Source organism: Microbacterium sp. LMC-P-041, assembly GCF_030209555.1.
Classification (GTDB): domain Bacteria; phylum Actinomycetota; class Actinomycetes; order Actinomycetales; family Microbacteriaceae; genus Microbacterium.
The window spans coordinates 217,038-234,495 of sequence record NZ_JARVRV010000008.1 but is presented as its reverse complement, the minus strand read 5'-3'; the positions used below and the strand labels follow the sequence as shown (position 1 = coordinate 234,495).

Sequence of the window (17,458 nt, the reverse complement as noted above, 5' to 3'; positions counted from 1 at the left end):
TAAGGCTAACCTATCTTGGAGGTGGAGTTAGGGCATCCTAAGTCCGCCGTTCCCGCGCCGTTTCCGCGCACTCATCACCGCAGAACAGGAGTCTCTCCATGTCCATGCCCAGAATCCTCACCGCTACGAGCGTCGGTCTCGTCGGCCTCCTCACCCTCGCCGGCTGCGCCTCCGGCTCCGACGCCGAGCCGCAGGGGACCGCAGCCGCAGCGGACTCGGTCACCGTCGAGGACAACAGCGGATCGCACGAGATCGCCACGCCCCCTGCATCCGTCGTCGCACTGGACAACCGCACGTTCCAGACCCTCTCCGACTGGGGAGTCGAGCTCTCGGCCGGCGCTGTCGCGCTCATGCCGGACACCGTGTCGTACCTCGACGACGAGTCGATCGTCGACATCGGCCTGCACAGCGAGCCCGACCTCGAGGCGATCGTCGCCGTCGAACCCGACCTCATCATCAGCGGCCAGCGATTCACCCAGCACAACGAGGCGATCGCGGAGCTCGTGCCGGACGCCACGATCATCGACCTCGAGCCGCGCGAGGGCGAGCCCTTCGACGAGGAGCTCAAGCGTCAGACCACCGTCCTCGGCGAGATCTTCGGCAAGCAGGACGAGGCGCAGGCGCTCGTCGACGATTTCGACGCGGCCGTCGAGCGGGCCAAGGCCGCATACGACGACGCCGACACCGTCATGGCGGTGAACACCTCCGGCGGCGAGATCGGGTACCTCGCGCCGACCGTCGGGCGCTCGCTCGGACCGATCTACGACATCCTCGGTCTGACGCCGGCGCTCGAGGTCGATGACGCCTCCGACGACCACCAGGGCGACGACATCTCCGTCGAGGCGATCGCCTCCTCCAACCCCGACTGGCTTCTCGTGCTCGACCGCGATGCGGTCTTCGCCGCCGAGACCCCCGACTACGTGCAGGCGTCCGAGATCCTCGAGAGCTCCGAGGCGCTCGCCGGCGTCACCGCCGTTGCCGACGAGCAGATCGTCTACATGCCCACGGACACCTACCTGAACGAGGGCATCCAGACGTACACCACGTTCCTCGAGGACCTCGCCGACGCGCTCGAGGCCGCGCAGAAGTAGGGCCGACCGGCGGCATCCGCTCCGAGCGGATGCCGCCGTCCGGCGTCGCATGATGACCCGCACCCACACCCGCACCGCATCCATCGAGTCGCCCCGTTCCGTCGGGCGGCTCTTCGACGTGAAGCTGCTCGTCGGCATCCTCGTCGTCGTCGCACTCCTCGTCGTGTCGCTCTTCACGGGCGTATACGACATCGCGGGGGCCGCGGACGGCGCGGAGATGTTCCAGATCACCCGCGTGCCGCGCACGATCGCTCTCGTCCTCGCGGGAGCCGCCATGGCGATGGCCGGGCTCGTGATGCAGCTCCTCACCCAGAACCGCTTCGTCGAACCCACGACCACCGGCACGACCGAGTGGGCAGGGCTCGGTCTGCTGACCGTCATGGTGCTGGTGCCGAACCCGTCGATCCCGTTGAGGATGACGGGCGCCATCATCGCCGCCTTCATCGGCACGATGGTCTTCTTCGCATTCCTGCGCCGCGTCTCCCTCCGGTCGTCGCTCATCGTCCCGATCGTCGGGATCATGCTCGGCGCCGTCGTCGGATCGGTGTCGACGTACTTCGCGCTCGTCACCGACTCGCTCCAGGCGATCGGCGTCTGGTTCGCCGGCAGCTTCACCTCGGTGCTCCGCGGGCAGTACGAGATGCTCTGGATCGTGGCGGTCGTCGGGGTCGTCGTCTTCATCGTGGCGGACCGCCTCACGATCGCCGGACTGGGGGAGGAGATCGCCACCAACGTCGGCGTGGACTACAACCGCGTGATCCTGCTCGGGACCGTGCTGATCGCCGTCACCACCGGAGTCGTCACGGTCGTCGTCGGCAACCTCCCGTTCCTCGGACTGATCGTGCCCAACATCGTCTCGATGGTCCGAGGAGACGACCTGCGCAGCAACCTGCCGTGGGTGTGTCTGCTGGGCATCGCGATCGTCACGGTCTGCGACATCATCGGCCGCACGATCATCATGCCGTTCGAGGTCCCGGTCTCGCTGATCCTCGGGATCGTCGGCGCGATCGTCTTCATCCTCCTCCTGCTGAGGCAGCGTCGTCGTGGCTAGCGCACTCGCGGTCGATGCCCGCACCTCCGGATCCTTCACGTCCGCGCATGCGCGCCGTCGCTACGCCCTGGTGCTGGGCGTCCTCATCGTCCTCTCCGCGGCCTTCGCCTTCGCCCTGCTCGCCTGGGACAACCCCATGCCGATCGGATCGCCGGGGTTCTGGCGCATCGCGAAGCTCCGCGTGACGAATGTGACCGTGATGGCAGTGGTCGCGGTGGCGCAGGCGATTGCGACCGTGAGCTTTCAGACGGTCACGAACAACCGCATCATCACGCCGTCGATCATGGGGTTCGAATCGCTCTATCGGGTGGTGCAGACGACTACGGTCTACCTGTTCGGCGTCGCAGGGCTCGTCGCGATCCAGGGCGTCTGGCAGTTCGGCCTGCAGGTCGTCATCATGGTGGGGCTCGCGATGGCGCTCTACGGATGGCTGCTGTCGGGGCGCTATGGAAACCTCCAGATCATGCTCCTGATCGGGATCATCATCGGCGGCGGACTCGGGGCGATATCGACCTTCATGCAGCGGCTGCTCACACCGAGCGAGTTCGACGTGCTGGCGGCTCGCCTGTTCGGCAACGTCTCCAACGCGGACGCGTCCTACCTGCCGCTCGCGATCCCGCTGTGCGTCGCCGCGTCCGCGCTGCTGTGGCTGCGGGCACGGCGGCTGAATCTCCTCGCGCTCGGACCCGACGTGTCGCGCTCGCTCGGACTCGACCACAAGCGCGAGCTCTATGCCGTGCTCTTTCTCGTCGCCGTGCTGATGGCGACCTCCACCGCGCTGGTGGGCCCGATGACGTTCCTCGGCTTCCTCGTCGCGACCCTCGCGTACCAGTTCGCCGATACATACGACCACCGGCTCATCTTCCCGGTGGCGGTGCTCACCGCCTTCACGATCCTCGCCGGGGCGTACTTCGTCATGAAGAACGTCTTCTACGCGCAGGGCATGGTGTCGATCCTCATCGAACTCGTCGGAGGAACCGTGTTCCTCGTCGTCATCCTCAGAAAGGGCAGGCTGTGATCACACTCGACGGCGTCCGCCGCGACTACAGCGACCAGGTCGCGATCGGCCCTGTGGACCTCCGGATCCCCTCCGGCGGCATCACGGCACTGATCGGTCCGAACGGCGCGGGAAAGTCGACTCTGCTGACGATGATCGGCCGGCTCGGCGGCATGGACGCCGGAGCGATCGAGATCGCCGGATACGACGTGGCGACCACGAAGTCGAAGGATCTCGCCAAGATCGTCTCGGTGCTGCGGCAGGAGAACCACTTCGTCACCCGTCTCACCGTGCGCCAGCTGGTGGGCTTCGGGCGCTTCCCGCATTCGAAGGGCCGGCTGACGCGCGCCGACGAGGAGCTCATTAGCAGAGCGATCGACTTCCTCGATCTCGGGGACCTCGAAGGTCGATACCTGGACGAGCTCTCCGGCGGCCAGCGACAGCGAGCCTACGTCGCCATGGTCCTGGCGCAGGACACCGAGTTCGTTCTGCTCGACGAGCCACTCAACAACCTCGACATGAAGCACGCCGTGCAGATGATGAAGCACCTGCGCCGGGCGTCAGAGGAGCTGGGGCGCACGATCGTCATCGTGCTGCATGACATCAACTTCGCGGGGCACTACGCCGACCACATCTGCGCCATGAAGGACGGAGCCGTCATCGAGTTCGGGGCGCCCGCCGAGATCATGACCGGCGACGTGCTCACCCGGGTGTTCGATACGCCCGTGCGGGTGGTCGAGGGGCCGTCCGGTCCGTTGGCGGTCTACTACTGACGCTCAGAGCTCGACGCCGTGGTCCTCGTCGTTGACGCCGGTGTTGTGGCCGCGCCGGGACTCGTAGCCGATGAACCAGCCGAGCCAGACGATCGCGGCGAGTAGGATGCCGAGCCAGACGTTCTGGAAGATCAGGCCGATCACGACACCGACGATGAGCAGCCCTGCCGTGACGGAGAAGCGGAGTGCGTTGCGGGACATGGCCTCAGCCTAGGGGCGATCCGCGCCGTGCGGCAGGGTCAGCGACTCCGATGATCTTCGGGGGAGAGCCGCGGCCCACGACGGGGTTCGCTCACCCTGCTCGCGAAGATGAGGCGGATCACTCGCTGCCGGTGGCCGGCCCACGGGGCGAGCAGCTCGAGCATCCCGTCGTCATCCGTGCGGTGGCCCGTGAGGGCATAGCCGACCTGATGGGCCAGGTGGTAGTCCCCGACGCTCACGGCGTCAGGATCGCCGAGGGCTCTGATGCGGGTCTCGGCCGAGGTCCAGATGCCGACGCCCGGCAAGCTCGTCAGCACGCGATCGCGCTCCTCGCCGGTGGGGGCGGCCAGAAGTGCGCGCGAGACGCTCTCAGCGCGCTCGGCGGCGCGCACGACGGTCTTCGACTGCGGCGGCTGCACCGCGACCCGGTGCCAGTCCCACGACGGGATGCGGCGCCACTGCGCGGCGGTGGGGGCGGTGTACATCGGCCTCGGGGTGGGACCGGGTGCGCGCTCGCCGAACTTCGTGACGAGCTGTCTCCATGCGCGGAACGCCTCGAGGCCGGTCACCTTCTGCTCGATGATCGCGCACGCGAGAGCGTCGAACACGACGCCCGTGCGAGCCAGGCGGATGCCGACCGACCGGCGTGCGACGTCGGCGATCAGCGGATGATGGGAGGGATCGAAGCCGGTGGGGTCGTCGTTCGCGCCGCACAGCTCCGGGACGCTGTCGAGCGCGTGCTCCGCTCCCTCGCCCCACGCCGTGGCGATGATCTCGTCGCCGCGGGCGCGCAGCGCGAGTGCGGCAGGACCGAGCGGCGTTCGCAGCGTGCGCCAGATCACCGGGCCGTCGAACACCATGGTCGGGTCGCCGGGCCCCCGTCGCAGCATGCCCACCGTCGCGCGGAGATCGACGGGTGCGGCCGGCCGATACACGGTCTCGCGCGGCGCGCCGCGGGAGGCCGCATCGGCGGCTCCGGCATCCGCGGTCAGGGTCATGCGCCCACCATACGTGGCGGGGCTGACACTCGGATCAGAAGCGGTCGGGCGAGGGCGTTCCGTGGCCGTAGCGGATGACGACGTCGGCGTGTCGGTCGAAGCGGTAGCCGATGCCGCGCACGGTGCGGACGATGTCCTCGTAGCGGCCGAGCTTCGCGCGCAGACGCCGCACGTGCACGTCGATCGTGCGCTCGCCGGGAGTCTCGTCGTCCTGCGCCTGCCAGAGCGCGGAGACCAGCTCGCTGCGCTCGATCGTCCGTCCTTCACGGAGCACGAGGTACTGCAGCAGCTCGAACTCCTTGTAGGTGAACGCCGCGGACTCGCCGTCGATCAGCACGCGCTTGCGCGAGATGTCGACCACGACGCCGCCTTCTTCGTCGGTCGCCTCCTCTTCGGCAGCGGCCTTGGTGCGTGCGATCGCACCCGGCTCGTGCAGTGCGAGACGGACGACGTCGAGGTCGCGGCCGCCGGAGCCGTGCGGGGCCAGGGCGACGGTGGCGTGCGTCTCGGCACCCGGTGCGAGCTCGGCGAGGGTGCGGCGCAGAGCGTCGACCAGGAGCGGGAGGCTGACGCCGGCTTCGGCCGCCTTGATCTCGTCGAGACCGACGTAGAGGGCGAATCCTCGCGGCGAGCGGACGGCGGGAAGATCTGCATCGAGCGGTGCGGCGGGCTCCGACGAGACGGTGCGGACGGCGGTGGCGGCGGCGGGACGCTCGAGAAGTGCGATGTTCGACATGATGATGTAGTCCTCAGGACGTGAGCCGGAAGAAGGCTCTGATGCGTTGCATGAATGACCGGGCGAGCCGGGAAGCGAGCACGGGGTGGGTGCTCGGAGACCAGTCCTCGCAGATCGCGAGAAGTCAGGTCAGACGGAGTGGCTGTTCGTTCAGCGACACATTCGGCAACACATGCCAACGCGACCGGGCATCATCATCCCGGCAGTCCTGTTCGCCTCCTGGGCGGACAAAGGGCTTGCGTTGGTAGTCATGGGGGGATTATGTCGGAAGAAGTCCGCGCGTGTCAAAACGGCCGCCGGCCGGGGAGCGAGGCGTAACGTGGAGAAGGTGACCACTTCGACCCTCGCTGCCGGCTTCATCCTCACTGATGAGAAGGACGCCTCGCGGTACACGCTGACGCGCGACGGGCAGCTCGTCAGCGTGCTCGACTATCGCGACGACGGGAACACGATCGCCCTGACGCGAGCCTTCACCATCCCGACTTTCCGCGGCCACGGCTACGCGGGCGTCGTCGTGGAGGGAGCAGTCGCCGAGATCGAGGAGCGCGGAGATCGCAAGGTCGACGCCGTGTGCTGGTATGTCGCCGACTGGTTCCAGGCGCATCCCGAGCACGCGTCTCTGCTGCGCTCGCGCTGACGCATCGACGTGTGACGCTGTGTTACGCGGCGTCATTCCTCCGGTAATATGGATGCTCTGCTCAGCCCCGTCGGCTGAGGTGGTCAGGCGCTGACGCGCGCTGGTCCGAGGCTCGAAACCTCCGGCATCGTCCCCGACACCGGAGGTTCTTCCATGTCATCGTCCCTGCGCGCCCGCCCCCAGACACGGTGGTGGGCGCTCGTCGTCATCTCCCTCACGCAGCTGATCGTCGTCCTCGACGGCACCATCGTCAGCATCGCCCTGCCGCAGGCGCAGGCATCGCTCGGTCTGAGCGACGGCCAGCGTCAGTGGGTGGTCACGGCCTACGCCCTCGCCTTCGGCGCGCTGCTTCTGCTCGGAGGACGCATCGCCGACTACCTCGGTCGCAAGCGCACCTTCATGATCGGGATGGTGGGCTTCGGCGCGGCGTCCCTGTTCGGCGGCCTCGCGCAGTCCGGCTGGGAGCTGATCCTCGCGCGCGGCCTCCAGGGGGTCTTCGCCGCGCTCCTCGCTCCCGCCGCCCTCGCTCTCCTCACCGTGACCTTCCCCTCCGGGAAGGAGCGCAACACGGCGTTCGCCGTCTTCGGGACGGTCGCAGGAACAGGAGCGGCCGTCGGTCTGCTCCTGGGCGGATTCCTCACGGAGTTCACCGATTGGCGCTGGTGCCTGCTCGTCAACCTGTTCTTCGTCGCGATCGGACTGATCGGCGGAGCGCTCTTCCTGACGGAGAGCAAGGCGGACGGCGACAACCGCTACGACGTCTGGGGCGCGATCACCGTGACCCTCGGTCTCGGCTCCCTCGTCTACGGGTTCAGCCTCGCCGAGAACGGCTGGGGCGACCCGCTCACCATCACCTTCCTCGTGCTCGGAGTCGTGCTGCTCGCCGCGTTCGTCTGGGTCGAGAGCCGCGTGGCCCAGCCGCTCCTTCCGCTGCGGGTCGTCGCGGACCGGGTCAGGGGTGGTGCGTTCCTGATCCAGGGCGTGGCCGGAGCGATCATGATCGGCGCGACGCTCTACCTGACCTTCCACCTGCAGTTCGTGCTCGGGATGGGCGCGCTTCAGGCGGGCGCGGCGACCCTGCCGCTGCCGATCGCCACGATGATCATCGCCCCGATCGCGACCAAGCTGCTCGGAGTGATCGGACCGCGGCCGATGATGATCGTCGGACCGCTCATCGCCGCGGCGGGTCTGTTCCTGTTGTCGGGCATCACCCCGGACGGCGCCTACCTGGTGCAGATCGCCCCGGCGCTCGTGCTGCTCGGCGTCGGCATGGGCTTCGTCTTCATCCCGCTGCAGAACCTCGCTCTCACCGGAGTGGCTCCGCATGACGCGGGCATCGCGTCGGCAGTCGCCAACTCGGCCATGCAGATCGGCGGATCGATCGGCCTGTCGGTGTTCACAGCCGTGTACGCCGCGTCGGTCGGAGGGCACGCCCAGGCGGATCTCGACCCCGGGCAGCTGACCGACGCTTACGGCTGGGTCTTCATCGTCGCGTCGATCCTCATGCTCGTCGCCGCGGTGATCGCCGCGGTGATGGTGCGGGGCACGAAGGACGAGCTGATGCCGGCGCAGCCGGGACTGGCCGTCGCTGCGCACTGACGTCGTCGTGGCGTCCTCTCTCGGCCGGATCGCGGAGATCTCGATGCGGGGAACGGGCGCCACGGCACGCCTCGGACCGAATGTCGGTGGGGGTTCGTAGCGTGTGAGTATGCGAATCCTGCACACCTCCGACTGGCACATCGGCCGCACCTTCCATGGCAACTCGACCATGGACGCGCTGGCCGAGGTGCTCGGGGCGCTCACGGCGCAGGTTCGCGACCACGCGGTCGACGTCGTCATCGTCGCCGGCGACGTGTTCGACTCGGCGACCCCCGCCGGCCCCGCGTACACGCTTCTCGGTGACGCTCTCGTGGCGCTGCACGAGACGGGGGCCCGTGTGATCGTCACGAGCGGCAACCACGACTCCGCCGCGCGGCTGGGGTTCCAGGCGCGACTGCTGCGTGACGGCATTCATGTGCTGACCGACCCCCTCGCGATCGGCACTCCGGTGACACTGACAGACGCCGACGGCCCCGTGCACTTCTTCGGCATCCCCTACCTCGAGCCCGCCATCGTCCGACAGCACTGGAATGGGGCCGAACTGCGCACGCAGGCGCAGACGCTGGCGCACGCCATGGACCTCGTACGGGTCGGTATGAATGAACACCCCGGCCGGTCCGTCGCGATCGCCCACTGCTTCTCCGCCGGGGTCGACGCCACGGTGGGCCTCGAGCGCGAGGTCCGGCAGGGCGGTCTCGACGTCGTGCCGCTGACCGTGTTCGACGGTCCCGACTACGTCGCCCTCGGTCACATCCACGGGCGCCAGCAGATCAGCGAGCGCGTGCGCTACTCGGGCGCCCCCCTGCATTACAGCTTCGGCGAGCAGAACAAGCCGCGCGGGTCCTGGCTGGTCGAGCTCGACGCGACCGGACTGGCATCGGTCGAGTGGCTCGAGCTCCCCGTGCCTCGCCGTCTCGTCACGCTCACGGGCACCCTCGAGGAGATCCTGTCGACCGAGAACGTCGCCGCTCACGCGGAGGACTGGGTCTGCGCGGTCTACACCGACGCGCTCGCCCAGACAGAGCCGATGCGCCGACTCCGTGAGCGGTATCCGCACTGCGCGATGGTGCAGCATCAGCCGTCCCAGACCTCGGAGACGATCGAGCGGTCGTACGTCGAGAGATTGCAGGGTGCCGTGACCGATCCTGAACGGATCGAGGCCTTCCTCGAGCACGTCCGCTCAGGACACGGGGCGACCGAGCGCGAGGCCGAGCTGATCCGCGAGGTGCTCGATGACCGCGTTCGTGCAGAAGCCCTCGTCTAGTCCGGTGGCCGCTCGACGCGAAGACTCTCCGACAGCGAAGGAGGCGCTCTGATGCAGCTGCACCTCCTCGAGGTCGAGGGCTTCGGGCCGTTCCGCGATCGTCAGGTCGTCGACTTCGACGCCTTCGCAGACGACGGCATCTTCCTGATCGCCGGTCGCACGGGAGCAGGCAAATCCAGCATCCTCGATGCGGTCTGCTTCGCTCTCTACGGTGGGGTGCCACGGTACGAGGGCGGCGAGAAGCGACTGCGCAGCGACCACTGCGAGCCCGACGACGTCACCGAGGTCGTCGTCGAGTTCAGCACTCCGGCAGGCCGATACCGGGTCACACGTTCGCCCGAGTACGAGCGGCCCAAGAAGCGTGGCGGCGGAATGACGGTGCAGTCGGCAGCCGTGCAGCTCGACACGCTGGTCGGCGGCGAGTGGATCGGACTCGCTGCGAAGGAACGCGAGGCAGCCTACGAACTCGACGAGATCCTGCAGCTCAGCCGTGAGCAGTTCCTGCAGGTGATCCTGCTCGCGCAGAACCGCTTCTCGGAGTTCCTGCTCGCCGGCAGTCGTGAGCGGCAGGCGCTGCTGCGGCGGCTGTTCGGCACCGAGCGGTTCGAGGACATGCAGACGCGTTTCGACGAGCGACGCAAGGCGGCGGAGCGGTCACTCGGAGCCCGTCTCGCCACCGTGTCAGCCCGCCTCGACGAAGGCGAGCGACTGGTCGACAACGCCGACCTCGGGCATGACAGCGACGCGCAGGGAGGCGACACCGCATCGAGTGAGGCGGAGTCCCTCGTGATGACGACGGACGAGCGTCTCGACCGTCTGCGTCGCGCTCAGGCTCGAGCGGACTACCGCGCCGAGCGTCGCGCGGCGGAGCGTGTCGACGCCGAGAAGGAGTCGGATGCCGCGGATGCGGCGCTCGCGACGCTGCGAGACGAGCAGAGGGCGCAGATCGAGCGCGATCGTGCCAGGGCAGCGCTCGATCGTCTCGAGGCCGAGGAGCCTCGGATCGCGGACGCGCGCACGGAACTGCACGAGGCTCGGACTGCGGAGCTTCTTCGGGGCCCGATCACGGCCGCGGCGACGGCGTCTTCTGCGCTCGATGCTTCGGTCGAAGCCGAGAAGCGCGCACGCGCCGTGTGGGCGGCTCACGACATCGTCACGGACGATCTCGCGGAATGGGCGGCTGAACGCACCAGGCAGACGGGCACGTGGCAGCGGGCGGCGGAACTGGAGGGTTCCGCGTCCGCTCTCGACGCCGAACTCACCGCGGCCGCGGATGCCGTGGCGGCGGCGACCGCGCGGATCGAGGCCGCGGAGGCCGATCGCCTCGCTCTTCCGGGACAGCTCGAACAGCTCACTCTCGACCGTGACGCCGCGAGGCAGCGTGCCGATCGCGTCGCGGATCTGGCTGCAGCGCGAGATGGTGCCGCCGTGCGGCATGCGGCGGCGCTCGAGGCGGAACGCCTCCGCGTCGCGCACGGCGGCGCGGAGCGAGAGCTCGCTGAGGCCAGCGCCGCGCTCGCCGCGGCCCAGACGGCGCTGGCTCAGCTCAGACAGCGGCGCCTCGACGGCATCGCGGGAGAGCTGGCGGCTTCCCTGCAGGACGACGAGGCGTGTCCGGTATGCGGATCCCCCGAGCATCCCGCTCCCGCCGTGCACACGGATCCGGTGTCCGCCGACGACGTCGACGAAGCCGAGACCGAGCGCGACATCATCGCCCGGCGTGAGCGGGACGCCGCCGAGCACGTGTCCTCGCTGCGTGCGGATCTCGCCGCCGCAGTCACCCGGGCCGACGGCCGAGCAGCCGATGAGGCTGCCACAGAGTTGCACGACGCGACCGCCGCACACGCGGAGAGCGTCGAGGCCTCGCACGAGCGGACGAGGCTCGAACAGCGGCGCGACGCCCTGATCGAACGCATCCGGCGGCTCGAGATCGATCGCGAACGTCACACCGCCGCGCTGGCCGCAGCCCGCGAGGAGCACTCGCTCGTGGCTCAGCGCATGGCCGAGGCGCGTCAGGCGATCGCCGACGCGAAAGGACCGTTCGACTCCGTGGCAGCGCGGCTCGCTGCGACGCTCGATGAAGTTCAGGCTGCTCTCGCGCTGGTCGAGGCGTCGGCCGAACGTGAGCGCAGAGCAGAGGCGGCGACCGCGGCGATGCTCGAGCGGGACGCCGCACTCGCCGCGTCCGAGTTTCCCGACGTGGCCGCTGTCGAGCGGGCGCTGCGCTCCGCCGCTTCCCAGGCGGCGCTCGAGAGCCGGATCACGCAGCATGCCGTGCTCAGAGAGAAGGAGCGCGCGATCCTCCTCGACCTCGAACTGCGCACGCTGCCCGAGGAGCCGATCGATCTCGATCCCGCCGAGCTGAGGTCCCTCGCCGCTCGGCAGCGCTGGTCGGCAGCGGTCGACGAAGCCGGGCGAGCTGCCGCCGTGGCGGAGCAGCTCGCGGCACTCATCGAGGCCGCCGCCGCCGAGCACGCGCGCACCGCGGAGGACGCCGCCGAGTACGAAGTCCTGCAGAACCTGGCCGACACCATCGCCGGGCGCGGTGCGAACACGCGCAAGATGACCCTCGAGACGTTCGTGCTGGCCGCAGAGCTCGAGGAGATCGTCGAGGCGGCCAATCGACGCCTCGGTGACATGTCGACCGGGCGCTACCAACTGCGTCACTCCGACGCGCTCGCCGCGCGCGGCGCGGCATCCGGGCTCGGGATCGTCGTGTTCGACGCATTCACCGGCCAGACAAGGCCAGCGCAGTCCCTGTCAGGAGGCGAGACGTTCCTGAGTTCGCTCGCCCTCGCTCTCGGACTCGCCGAGGTGGTCACGGCGCGAGCCGGCGGCATCCGTCTCGACACCCTCTTCATCGACGAGGGGTTCGGATCCCTCGACGGCGACACGCTCGACGTCGCTATGCGCACCCTCGACGAGCTCCGACAGGGCGGTCGCACCGTCGGGGTGATCAGCCACGTCGAGGCGATGCAGGAGCAGATCCCCGCGCAGCTCTCCGTACGCGCGACGCCGAACGGGCCGAGCGTCATCGAGACGCGCTGAGACCCCGCACCGACGCGGTGCGTGTCTCAGACGCCGTACTCCCGACGGATCACCTCGCGCAGCTGCACGCTGCAGCGGGCGATCGCCTCGCGGAAGTCGACGAGCGCACCGTCCTCGGCTCGATCGGAGATCGCACGGAAAGCACGGATCGGCACCCCGAACTTCCCGGCGACCCAGATGTACGCATAGGTCTCCATGTCGACCAGTCCCGCACCGGACGGCCGGATGACGGCCGTGATCCCCGCATCGCCGACGAAGCTGTCTCCGGTCGCGATCAGCACACCCTCGCGGCCCGTCGACACGCGCGCCGGCAGAGACACGTGCTGCCCTGCGACACCGTCGAGGTCGAACACGTCATGCTGCAGCGCGCTGCCGATCTCGTGGACCGTCGCCTCGAGTTCAGGGTCGATCCCACCGGCGGTGCCGACGACCACGACCTCGGAGTACTCCTTGGCGTCGAGCGCACGGGTCAGGGCGTAGACGGCCTGCATCTTGCCCTCGCCGGTCACGAGCTGGTCGAATCCCTCGAGCTCTTCCGGGAACGCTGCGAGTTCGGAGGCCATGGCTGCGACGAGAAGTTTCACTCCGCCATCCTCTCAGGTGCATCGGCCGCCGCGGAGTCACGCGCGTGCGATCCACGTCATCTCGATGTAACACTGGAGGAGGATACTGACGTCGGGTAGACCGGAGGAACACATGACCCTGCAGCAGCAGATCTCTGAAGCGCTCGGCGTGAGGGCCGAGATCGACCCCGAGATCGAGGTGGAGCGCCGCGTGCAGTTCCTCGTCGACTACCTGCGCACCACCGGCGCGAAAGGTTTCGTGCTCGGCATCTCGGGCGGTCAGGACTCGACACTCGCCGGTCGTCTGGCGCAGCTCGCCGTCGAGCGGGTGCGAGCAGAGGGCGGGGAGGCGAAGTTCCTCGCCGTCCGGCTGCCGTACCGCATCCAGAAGGACGCGGCGGATGCCCAGGCAGCACTCGAGTTCATCGAGCCGGATGCGTCGGTCGAGGTGAACATCCAGAACGGCGTCGACGGCGTCGAGGAGGACATCGAGTTCGCCGTCACGAGCGACATCAGCGACTTCAATCGCGGCAACATCAAGGCGCGAGTGCGCATGGTGACGCAGTACGCGCTGGCCGGCCACGACGGTCTGCTCGTGATCGGCACCGACCACGCGGCTGAGGCCGTGACGGGCTTCTACACGAAGTTCGGCGACGGGGCCGCCGACATCCTCCCGCTCTCCGGGCTCACCAAGAGGCAGGGGCGTTCGCTTCTCCTGCTCCTCGACGCTCCCGACCAGCTCGCCTACAAGGTGCCCACCGCCGATCTGCTCGACGGTCAGCCCGGTCGCGCCGATGAGGACGAGCTCGGACTCACCTACGAGCAGATCGACGACTTCCTCGAAGGGCGCCAGGTCGACCCGGAGGTCGCCGGGCGCATCGAGTCGCGCTATCTCGCCACCCAGCACAAGCGCAACCTGCCCGTGACGCCCGACGACTCCTGGTGGCGCTGAGCGGCCCATCGTGATCCCGTGTCGGATGCCGCGGCTAGTGTCGAAGTGTCCGACAGAACGGGAGCATCGTGCGGATCGACACTCAGGCGCAGCGCGTCATCTGGAGCGCGAGCGACCTCAAGGCGGCCGCCGAATGCGAGTTCGCGTGGTGCCGTGCGATCGACGCCAAGCTGGGGCGGGTCCCCGCGGTCGACGAGCCCGAAGACGCGACTCTGGCGCGGGCGGCGCTGCTCGGAGACGTGCATGAGCGGAACGTCTTGGCGCGCTATCTCGATGATCTCGGCGCCGATCGGGTGCATCTCGTCGAGAAGGTGTCGTCCGTCGACGCAGTTGCCCTGGCGGCGGCGGTCGAAGAGACGGTTCAGGCACTCGGCTCCGACGCTGTCGTCGTCTTCCAGGCGGCTTTCGCTACACCCGAGTTCGTGGGATTCGCAGATTTCCTGAAGCGCGACGACGACGGTCGCTGGCGGGTGCAGGATTCGAAGCTCGCCCGAAAAGCGCGGGTCACGGCCCTCATGCAGCTCGCGGCATATGTCGATCAGCTCGATCGGCTCGGCATCCCACGATCCGACGAGGTCGACCTCATCCTCGGCGACGGCTCAGTGAGCACCCACTCCGTCGACGACCTCCTTCCGTTGTTCCAGGTGCGACGGGCGCGTCTGCGCGCGCTCATCGCAGATCGTCGCATCGACGACGGTTCCGCCGGGGCGGCGCTGGCGTGGGGCGACGACCGCGGCGATCTCGAGGTCGTGGCGTGCGGGCGCTGCGCCACCTGCGAGGAACAGGTGATCGCGCACCGAGATCTCCTCATGGTCGCCCGCATGCGGCCCGTGCAGCGTGCGCGACTGAGAGCCGCCGGCATCGAGACCATCGACGCCTTGGCAGAGGCGCCCACGCCCCCTGACGGCATGAACACCGACACGTTCGAGACTCTGAGGGCACAGGCCCGACTGCAGATCCAGGCGGATGCCGACGGTGCGCCGACCTACGACGTGCACTACGCGGCCGCGATCCATACGCTCCCGGTGCCGAGCCACGGAGACATCTTCTTCGACTTCGAGGGTGACCCTCTCTACACCGAGCCGGCGCCGGACGGTCAGGCTCACTGGGGGATCGACTACCTCTTCGGATGGGTCGACAACTCCGATCAGTACACCGCGCTCTGGGCACACGATTTCGCGGCGGAACGCGAGGCGTTCGAGAGGTTCCTCGACTTCGTGAAGCTGCGGCGCGCGGCTCATCCGGGCATGCACATCTATCACTACGCCCCGTATGAGACCTCGCACCTCGTGGCCATGGCGGCGCGGCACGGCGTCCGTGAGGGCGAGATCGATCGACTGCTGCGTGAAGGAGTGTTCGTCGACCTGTATCCGCTCGTGCTGCGGACCGTGCGGGTCGGCACGAGGTCGTACTCCATCAAGAAGCTCGAGCCTCTCTACATGGGCGCGGATGTGCGCACGAGCGACGTCCAGAAGGGCGATGACTCGATCGTGCAGTACGTCGCGGCTCGAGAGCTCGCGGCGGCGGGGGAGCAGGAAGAAGCGGATGCCGTATTCGCCGACCTCGCCGACTACAACCGCTACGACTGCGTCTCCACCCGGCGCCTCCGCAACTGGCTGATCGACATCGCGAGGGCTGAGGGCGTGAATCCGGCGCCGCCGGATGAAGCGGACGAGGTGATCTACGAGCCGTCACCGCGCTCGGTGTCACTGCTCGCCGATGCGGAGCGCGCGGTCGACGCAGGCGACGACGGTCAGGTGCATCGCATCGCGGCCGCGGCGATCGACTACTTCCCGCGCGAGGCGAAGAGCTTCTGGGTCTCGCACTTCCAGCGACTGCGCGAACCCGTCACGATGTGGGACGGCACGCGTGACGTCGTGCGCATCGACCGCGCCTCATCGCGCGTGCAGAGGGACTGGAGCATCGGCGAGGGCCGACGGGTGATGTCGCGCGACATCGAGATCCGCGGCGAGGTGTCGCCGGGCACCACTCTGGGCGCCGGCGCGCAGCCGTTCGCCCTGTATCCGGTGCCGGCTCCCTTCGACACCGAGGCACCGTCACGAGCGGTGCATGTCCCTCACACCGTCACGGTCGCCGAGGTGCTCGACGACGGCTATCTGATCACCGAGACGGCGATCCAGGGGCAGACCTGGGACGAGCTTCCCCTCGCTCTCACTCCGGCTGCGCCGCCACGCGTCGTCTCGCTGCAGGGCGCGATCGATGAGTGGGCGGACTCCGTCCACGCGGCCGCACCCGGGTTCCCGCGTGACGCGGCCACCGACGTGCTTCGTCGCATCCCTCCGCGCACGCTGTCCGGTCGTCGGCTGCCCGAGCAGGGCGACGACGTGATCGACGCCATGGTCCGAGGCGTGCTCGATCTCGATCGCAGCTACCTCGCCGTGCAGGGCCCCCCGGGGACCGGCAAGACCTACACGGGCTCGCAGGTGATCGCCCGGCTGGTGAAGGAGCACGGATTCCGGATCGGTGTCGTGGCGCAGTCCCACGCGATCATCGAGAACCTCCTCGAACGAGTCGTCGCCGACGGTGTGCCGGCGAGTCAGGTCGGCAAGGCTCCGAAAGACCCCTCCGTCGAGCCGGGCTACACCGTCATCCCCAAGAACGGCATGGCGTCATTCCTCGCCGAGCACGCCGAGCACGGTGCGGTCGTCGGCGGCACAGCGTGGGACTTCAGCAACACCGCCCGCGTCGAGCGCGGAGGGCTCGATCTCCTCGTGGTCGACGAAGCAGGGCAGTTCTCGCTCGCGTCGACGATCGCCGTCGCGGCCGGAGCGAAGAACCTGCTGCTCCTCGGAGACCCGCAGCAGCTTCCTCAGGTCAGTCAGGGCGCGCACCCCGAGCCGGTCGACACCTCGGCGCTCGGCTGGGTCATGGACGGCGACGCGGTCATCAAGCCCGATCACGGCTACTTCCTCGCGAGATCGTGGCGCATGCATCCGTTCGTCGCGGCCCCGGTGTCCAGGCTCGCGTACGCGGGCCAGCTCGCCTCGGCACCCGGAACCGAGAGGCGGTCGATCGACGGCGTCGACGCGGGGCTCCACGTCGTCCCGCTGCGGCATCGAGGCAACGCCACAGAGTCGCCGGAAGAGGCGGCCGAAGTGGTGGCGCTGGTACGCGGTCTCGTCGGACGCACGTTCACCGACAATGACGCAGAGTCCACGGCGCGCCCGCTGGCGCAGAACGACATCATCGTCGTCGCGCCGTACAACGCCCAGCGTCAGACCGTGCACGATGCGCTCGCCGCGGCGGGCTTCCACGACGTCCCGGTCGGCACGGTCGACAACTTCCAGGGCAAGGAGGCGGTGGTCTCGATCACCTCGCTCGCGGCGTCCAGCGGACGCGATGCTCCGCGAGGCCCGGAGTTCCTCCTGCTGCAGAATCGGTTGAACGTGGCGATCTCGAGGGCGCAGGTCGCGGCGTACCTCATCCACTCACCGGCCCTGCTCGACGATCTTCCGCGCACTCCCGAGGGGGTCGCTCGGATGAGCGCCTTCGCGCGTCTGGTCGGAGCGGCGAGCTGAGGTCGCCGT

Annotated in this window: 14 protein-coding genes; 10 read left to right on the top strand and 4 right to left on the bottom strand. The window is 68.7% G+C overall.

Annotation, left to right across the window (positions count from 1 at the left end; translation table 11 throughout):
* Window positions 1-98: 98 nt before the first annotated feature.
* From QRN21_RS15780 to QRN21_RS15765, 4 genes are read left to right on the top strand one after another with little or no spacing between them, the layout of a single operon-like run.
* Window positions 99-1,091 (top strand): siderophore ABC transporter substrate-binding protein, encoded by a 993-nt coding sequence (locus tag QRN21_RS15780; protein WP_285365127.1) that lies wholly within the window; start codon window positions 99-101, stop codon window positions 1,089-1,091.
* 52 nt (window positions 1,092-1,143) lie between these two features.
* Window positions 1,144-2,142, top strand: coding sequence for an iron chelate uptake ABC transporter family permease subunit (locus tag QRN21_RS15775; protein WP_056277730.1), 999 nt, complete (start codon window positions 1,144-1,146; stop codon window positions 2,140-2,142).
* Entirely contained in the window at window positions 2,135-3,160 is a 1,026-nt protein-coding gene (locus QRN21_RS15770; protein ID WP_056277058.1) for an iron chelate uptake ABC transporter family permease subunit, read from the top strand. Before QRN21_RS15775 ends, QRN21_RS15770 begins: the two co-directional genes overlap by 8 nt.
* Complete coding sequence (locus QRN21_RS15765) at window positions 3,157-3,912, top strand: iron ABC transporter ATP-binding protein (RefSeq protein WP_285365125.1); 756 nt, start codon at window positions 3,157-3,159, stop codon at window positions 3,910-3,912. Before QRN21_RS15770 ends, QRN21_RS15765 begins: the two co-directional genes overlap by 4 nt.
* A 3-nt stretch (window positions 3,913-3,915) precedes the next feature.
* Here QRN21_RS15765 and QRN21_RS15760 read toward each other — a convergent pair whose 3' ends face one another.
* Genes QRN21_RS15760 through QRN21_RS15750 form a run of 3 tightly spaced genes read right to left on the bottom strand, consistent with a single transcriptional unit; the run spans window position 3,916 to window position 5,847 of the window.
* Window positions 3,916-4,113 carry a hypothetical protein gene (locus QRN21_RS15760; RefSeq protein WP_053098832.1) on the bottom strand — a complete coding sequence of 66 codons (198 nt, stop codon included), beginning with the start codon at window positions 4,111-4,113 and terminating at the stop codon, window positions 3,916-3,918.
* 38 nt (window positions 4,114-4,151) lie between these two features.
* Window positions 4,152-5,111, bottom strand: a complete 960-nt coding sequence (locus QRN21_RS15755; RefSeq protein WP_285365123.1) for a DNA-3-methyladenine glycosylase family protein — start codon at window positions 5,109-5,111, stop codon at window positions 4,152-4,154.
* A 34-nt stretch (window positions 5,112-5,145) separates the two neighbouring features.
* A complete protein-coding gene (locus tag QRN21_RS15750; protein WP_053098834.1) occupies window positions 5,146-5,847 on the bottom strand; it encodes a winged helix-turn-helix domain-containing protein in 702 nt (233 codons plus the stop codon).
* Window positions 5,848-6,175: 328 nt separating this feature from the next.
* Between QRN21_RS15750 and QRN21_RS15745 the strand changes: the two genes are divergently transcribed.
* The 4 genes from QRN21_RS15745 to QRN21_RS15730 all read left to right on the top strand — a co-directional run bounded on the left by QRN21_RS15745 (window position 6,176) and on the right by QRN21_RS15730 (window position 12,395).
* The gene (locus tag QRN21_RS15745; RefSeq protein WP_053099389.1) at window positions 6,176-6,484 is read left to right on the top strand and encodes a GNAT family N-acetyltransferase; all 309 of its coding nucleotides are present in this window, start codon (window positions 6,176-6,178) and stop codon (window positions 6,482-6,484) included.
* Between the two features lie 153 nt (window positions 6,485-6,637).
* Window positions 6,638-8,083, top strand: a complete 1,446-nt coding sequence (locus tag QRN21_RS15740) for an MFS transporter (protein ID WP_053098835.1) — start codon at window positions 6,638-6,640, stop codon at window positions 8,081-8,083.
* 109 nt (window positions 8,084-8,192) lie between these two features.
* Entirely contained in the window at window positions 8,193-9,347 is a 1,155-nt protein-coding gene (locus QRN21_RS15735; protein ID WP_053098836.1) for an exonuclease SbcCD subunit D, read from the top strand.
* A 51-nt stretch (window positions 9,348-9,398) separates the two neighbouring features.
* Window positions 9,399-12,395, top strand: coding sequence for an AAA family ATPase (locus tag QRN21_RS15730; RefSeq protein WP_285365115.1), 2,997 nt, complete (start codon window positions 9,399-9,401; stop codon window positions 12,393-12,395).
* A gap of 26 nt (window positions 12,396-12,421) precedes the next feature.
* Here QRN21_RS15730 and QRN21_RS15725 read toward each other — a convergent pair whose 3' ends face one another.
* Window positions 12,422-12,979 (bottom strand): phosphorylase family protein, encoded by a 558-nt coding sequence (locus QRN21_RS15725; protein WP_072590787.1) that lies wholly within the window; start codon window positions 12,977-12,979, stop codon window positions 12,422-12,424.
* Between the two features lie 112 nt (window positions 12,980-13,091).
* Here QRN21_RS15725 and nadE point away from each other — a divergent pair, with 112 nt between their 5' ends.
* Both nadE and QRN21_RS15715 read left to right on the top strand, forming a co-directional pair.
* Window positions 13,092-13,910, top strand: a complete 819-nt coding sequence (gene nadE / locus QRN21_RS15720; protein ID WP_053098839.1) for an NAD(+) synthase — start codon at window positions 13,092-13,094, stop codon at window positions 13,908-13,910.
* A gap of 68 nt (window positions 13,911-13,978) precedes the next feature.
* Complete coding sequence (locus QRN21_RS15715; protein ID WP_285365110.1) at window positions 13,979-17,449, top strand: TM0106 family RecB-like putative nuclease; 3,471 nt, start codon at window positions 13,979-13,981, stop codon at window positions 17,447-17,449.
* Window positions 17,450-17,458: the final 9 nt, after the last annotated feature.

What these genes read in the sequence shown, in the direction of transcription:
- QRN21_RS15780 (WP_285365127.1), top strand. Translation starts at nt 99, where the DNA reads ATGTCCATGCCCAGAATCCTCACCGCTACGAGCGTCGGTCTCGTCGGC.
- QRN21_RS15775 (WP_056277730.1), top strand. Translation starts at nt 1,144, where the DNA reads ATGACCCGCACCCACACCCGCACCGCATCCATCGAGTCGCCCCGTTCC.
- QRN21_RS15760 (WP_053098832.1), bottom strand. Translation starts at nt 4,113, where the DNA reads ATGTCCCGCAACGCACTCCGCTTCTCCGTCACGGCAGGGCTGCTCATC.
- QRN21_RS15755 (WP_285365123.1), bottom strand. Translation starts at nt 5,111, where the DNA reads ATGACCCTGACCGCGGATGCCGGAGCCGCCGATGCGGCCTCCCGCGGC.
- QRN21_RS15750 (WP_053098834.1), bottom strand. Translation starts at nt 5,847, where the DNA reads ATGTCGAACATCGCACTTCTCGAGCGTCCCGCCGCCGCCACCGCCGTC.
- QRN21_RS15740 (WP_053098835.1), top strand. Translation starts at nt 6,638, where the DNA reads ATGTCATCGTCCCTGCGCGCCCGCCCCCAGACACGGTGGTGGGCGCTC.
- QRN21_RS15735 (WP_053098836.1), top strand. Translation starts at nt 8,193, where the DNA reads ATGCGAATCCTGCACACCTCCGACTGGCACATCGGCCGCACCTTCCAT.
- QRN21_RS15730 (WP_285365115.1), top strand. Translation starts at nt 9,399, where the DNA reads ATGCAGCTGCACCTCCTCGAGGTCGAGGGCTTCGGGCCGTTCCGCGAT.
- nadE (WP_053098839.1), top strand. Translation starts at nt 13,092, where the DNA reads ATGACCCTGCAGCAGCAGATCTCTGAAGCGCTCGGCGTGAGGGCCGAG.